The organism is Trueperella sp., from assembly GCF_043424875.1.
In the GTDB taxonomy this organism is placed as follows: Bacteria; Actinomycetota; Actinomycetes; order Actinomycetales; family Actinomycetaceae; genus Trueperella.
This window is the reverse complement of the sequence record NZ_JBHWPL010000081.1, coordinates 1-3,783: the sequence shown is the minus strand read 5'-3', so window position 1 is coordinate 3,783 and position 3,783 is coordinate 1. Positions and strand designations below refer to the sequence as shown.

The window sequence follows — 3,783 nt, the reverse complement described above, 5'->3', positions numbered from 1 at the left end:
CCGAGAACAACACCCGCCCATGCGCTGTGTAACGATTCCTGGTCGGAGGGCTGGAACAGGCCGGCGAGCACGTCGCGGTAGAGGCGGCTGAGCTCGTTGCTGTTCGAGTAGGACGAGCCACCGGATGAGCGGATCGCTTCCTCAACGGCGAACTTCGACGCTTCGGCGGCGGCGTTCTTCGCGGCGGATAGCTGGGGGTACCACATCGCGCCGCGGTCGGCGTTGGCATCGAGATCGCGGGCGATGAGCGTAACCTCTGCCTGCGCGGAGTTCATGCGAATAGCCGCGTCGGCGAGCCGCCAGCGGATCGCGGGGTCGTTGGCGTAGACGTCGTCGTTGAGGACGGAGCGGCGCTTGTGAACATACTCGGCGGCAACCTCGATCGCTCGCAGGCCGATACCCAGGTAGGTGGCGGCGAGGAAGGTTTCAAACCAGGCGAAGATGCCGAACACGACCGGCTCCATCGACGGGCCGGGCTTGACCTTGGACAGGATCTGCTCGGGGCGCGCGTATGCGCCGTTGAGCATCGTCGAGTTGGACTGCGTACCGCGCATGCCAAGGACGTCCCAGTCGTCCTTGATCTCGATCTTGTCCAGATCGCGGTCGAGGATGGCGAAGATGGACATTCCATCGTTTTCCTCGGAGTGGCCATACGTCATGAGCTTGGTCCACACGGGTGCCAGCGAGGTGAAGACCTTCAGGCCGGTAAAGGAGTATCCGCCGTCGTCCTCGGGCTTTGCCTCCGTGATGGAGCCGAACAGGACCCGGTCGTTGCCGGGCTCGGAAATGCCGAACGCGAACAGCTCGCCAGCCGCGGCACCCTCGAGAATCTGGCGACCGGCGTCCACCCCGTTGGCGACGAGGTGCCGGCCAAGTCCAACGATAATCTGGTGCATGTTGATGCCGAGCGCGGTGGCTGGGGACGCCTTGGCAAGGAGCGTCTGGGTCTCGCAGATCTCCTCGGTGGTCAGGCCGTGCCCGCCGAACTCGCGCGGAACGAATGCCTTGAGGTAACCGGCCTCGCGAAGGTCATCCAGATCCTCGTGCGGGAAGGTATTGCTCTCATCCACCTCCGCTGCTCGTGATGCGATCGTTTCCAGCAATTCATTTGACAAAAAGGCCATTACGCTCCCCACAATCATTGAGAGGCCACACGCGGATCTCGCGTGCGCCGAGATGATCCTACCTGAGCGAGCACATCCATCGAGTGCAAGCAATGACGCTATCAGCGAGAGCCCTATTCATGTGCGCCACGCAACACCTACGGTGGAACGTATGAACGAAAAAGTATCAGTCTCACGTCAGATTCCCGCAGCAGCAGACGTCATCTTCGACCTGCTCTCCAACCCTCACCGCCACGCCGAGACCGACGGTTCAGGCATGGTCCGCTCCCTTGATCAGGGCGATCGCATCAAGGAGGTCGGCGACACCTTCACGGTCAACATGACCAAGGAAGACGGCGATTACCAGACCGAAAACACCGTTTTCGCCTTCGCCGAGGGCCGTACCATCGGCTGGAAGAACGATCGCAATATCACCGACGACGTTCCCGTGGGAGCCAAGTGGCTCTGGGAGCTCGAACCGATCGACGCCGGCAACACCAACGTCACCCTGACCTACGACGCCTCGGAGATCGAGGACGCGGAGCTTCGGGCCGGAGCGATCAAGTCATTCGACGAATCGCATCTCGAGGACTCGCTCTCGGCGGTCGCTAGCGCCGTCGCCTGAGAGAACTCTTGCCATATGGCCGCTGCGGTATCGTGCCGCGGCGGCCATTGTCATGCCCACCAAGCACCGGAGACCCTCTATTGACATTCGATATCTTTCTATCGATAATCGATATATGCAAAGCTTTACTCAGCGGGCGCTCATCGGCGTACTCGGCCTGTTCTTTCTTGGTCTGATCCTTGGGCAGATTTTCGTGCCTATCGTGGCCGAAGATATTGCGCATCAATTTCCGGAAGTGCGACACCTCGTACTTCCCTACTCGATCTTGGGTATCGCCACGCTTGCGTGCTTCCAAATCGCGGCGACCCTACTCGCGGGGATTCTATGGAGAAGCTCGAAAGGCTCATTCTTCAGTGACGCCACTCGGACTCTGATTGTGGCCACGGGCGCCGCATGCACGCTCGGCTTCCTTATCCCCGCCGCCACGGCGATTCACCTCTTGGCAACCATTCACGCGGGAGGACCAGGAGTGGTGCTCGGGCTTGCCGCATCGTTGATCGCCGCCATCGGTTTTGCAGGCCTCACCTATATTGCAACCAGGGCATTCGATAGCGCGCGGTTTGACCACAAAGAGCTCGGAGGCGTGATTTGATCAAGGTCAACATCAACGTTCTCCTGGCGCAGCGTGGCATGAGCGTGGCCGAGTTCGCCGACGCCGTCGACCTCTCCCCCGCCAACGTCGCCGTCCTAAAAAACGGCCGCGCCAAGGCAATACGCTTCTCTACTCTGGAGCGCATTTGCAAGGCGCTCGACTGCTCGGTGGGTGACGTTCTCGAATTCGTCGACGACGACGAGACCGCCCCGTGATTTACTGGCGCAATGAGAGATGCGCAGCATGAGTCTTTCGCTCACGAGTTCTTAGCTCACGCCGTTGATGCGCCATACAACGCGCACTACGACCGGCCGGCCATGTTCGAACTCATCGGAGACGTTCGAGGCAAGGATGTGCTCGACGCCGGGTGCGGGCCCGGCCTCTATGCAAGTCGCCTCGTCGAGGCAGGCGCCGCCGTCGTCGGAATTGACGCAAGTCCGTCGATGGTGGCGCTTGAAAGTGAGCGGGTCCCCGGGGCCGAGTTTCGAGCACACGACCTCGATGAACCGCTCGACTTCTTGCCGGACGAGAGCGCGGACGTCGTCGTGTGCGCTCTCGTCCTTCACTACGTGGACGACCCTGCGGCTCTCATGCACGAGTTCTACCGAGTGCTACGCCCTGGCGGCATTGCGGTGATCTCGAACCAGCACCCCACCAACGATTGGACACGCCTAGGCGGCAGCAACTTCACGGTCGAGGACGTCACCGAGAAGTGGCCCAAGGGATGGGTGCTCACCGCCCGCCGCGCGCCTATGCAGTACTGGTTTGACGCCTTCACTGACGCCGGCTTCCTCGTCGAAAGGTTCGTCGAGCCTCGGCTGGCTGACACGATGCGCGAGCCGTACCCGAAAGACTGGGAAAAGCTGAACAACCAGCCCGCGTTCTTTGCCGTACGACTGGTCAAGCCCACCCACTGATCCTTGCGCCTAAATTGGAATCACTCCATACGGCGTGTCGCGGGGCGTGTCGCAACCCCGGCACCTGTGGTGTGGCTCACCCGCCCACAGTTCGTACTACCCGGGCATTTGACGCAAACGCCAAAATTGCCCCCTGACCTCGGCAAACACAAACCTTCAAACGCGTGTAATAACGACCACCCTCGAATGGCCGATTTTCACCCATTCAAGCCTCTAAAAAGTACTGCTCGATCGCGGTACTACTGGTATCGTTTTCGGTAAGTGTTGGCATATTCCACGTCGCCGTGGGTGCGGATTCCCAGCGGAATTTGCACTGGCCAGCCGGGGTGAACACGCTATTCACTGGTCGGCCATCGCCAGCACGTACACGAGTTATTCACTGAACACGGAGGCAAACATGTCACATGTCACTCATTCACGAAGGACTCCTTTCTTGCGCAGACTCGCTGCTCTCGGGGCCACAACGGCACTCTCGGGAGCAGTTTTCGTCGGCGCAGGTCTTCCTTCGTATGCTCAACCCATCGAACCGGAGGTGACGCCCGCGGC

5 protein-coding genes are annotated in these 3,783 nt (G+C 60.6%); 4 read left to right on the top strand and 1 reads right to left on the bottom strand.

Going from position 1 to position 3,783, the window contains the following annotated elements; genetic code table 11:
- A partial coding sequence (locus ACHFFR_RS07350) for an acyl-CoA dehydrogenase family protein (protein ID WP_394263617.1) occupies nt 1-1,124 on the bottom strand: 1,124 nt, incomplete at its 3' end.
- Between the two features lie 151 nt (nt 1,125-1,275).
- Here ACHFFR_RS07350 and ACHFFR_RS07345 point away from each other — a divergent pair.
- From ACHFFR_RS07345 to ACHFFR_RS07330, 4 genes are all read left to right on the top strand, one after another.
- Entirely contained in the window at nt 1,276-1,728 is a 453-nt protein-coding gene (locus ACHFFR_RS07345; RefSeq protein WP_394263616.1) for an SRPBCC family protein, read from the top strand.
- A gap of 115 nt (nt 1,729-1,843) precedes the next feature.
- Nucleotides 1,844-2,320, top strand: a complete 477-nt coding sequence (locus ACHFFR_RS07340; protein ID WP_394263615.1) for a DUF2975 domain-containing protein — start codon at nt 1,844-1,846, stop codon at nt 2,318-2,320.
- Nucleotides 2,317-2,535: a helix-turn-helix domain-containing protein gene (locus ACHFFR_RS07335; protein WP_394263614.1), complete on the top strand. Its 219-nt coding sequence runs from the start codon at nt 2,317-2,319 to the stop codon at nt 2,533-2,535. Before ACHFFR_RS07340 ends, ACHFFR_RS07335 begins: the two co-directional genes overlap by 4 nt.
- A gap of 12 nt (nt 2,536-2,547) precedes the next feature.
- Nucleotides 2,548-3,237 carry a class I SAM-dependent methyltransferase gene (locus tag ACHFFR_RS07330; RefSeq protein ID WP_394263613.1) on the top strand — a complete coding sequence of 230 codons (690 nt, stop codon included), beginning with the start codon at nt 2,548-2,550 and terminating at the stop codon, nt 3,235-3,237.
- The last annotated feature ends 546 nt before the right edge of the window (nt 3,238-3,783 follow it).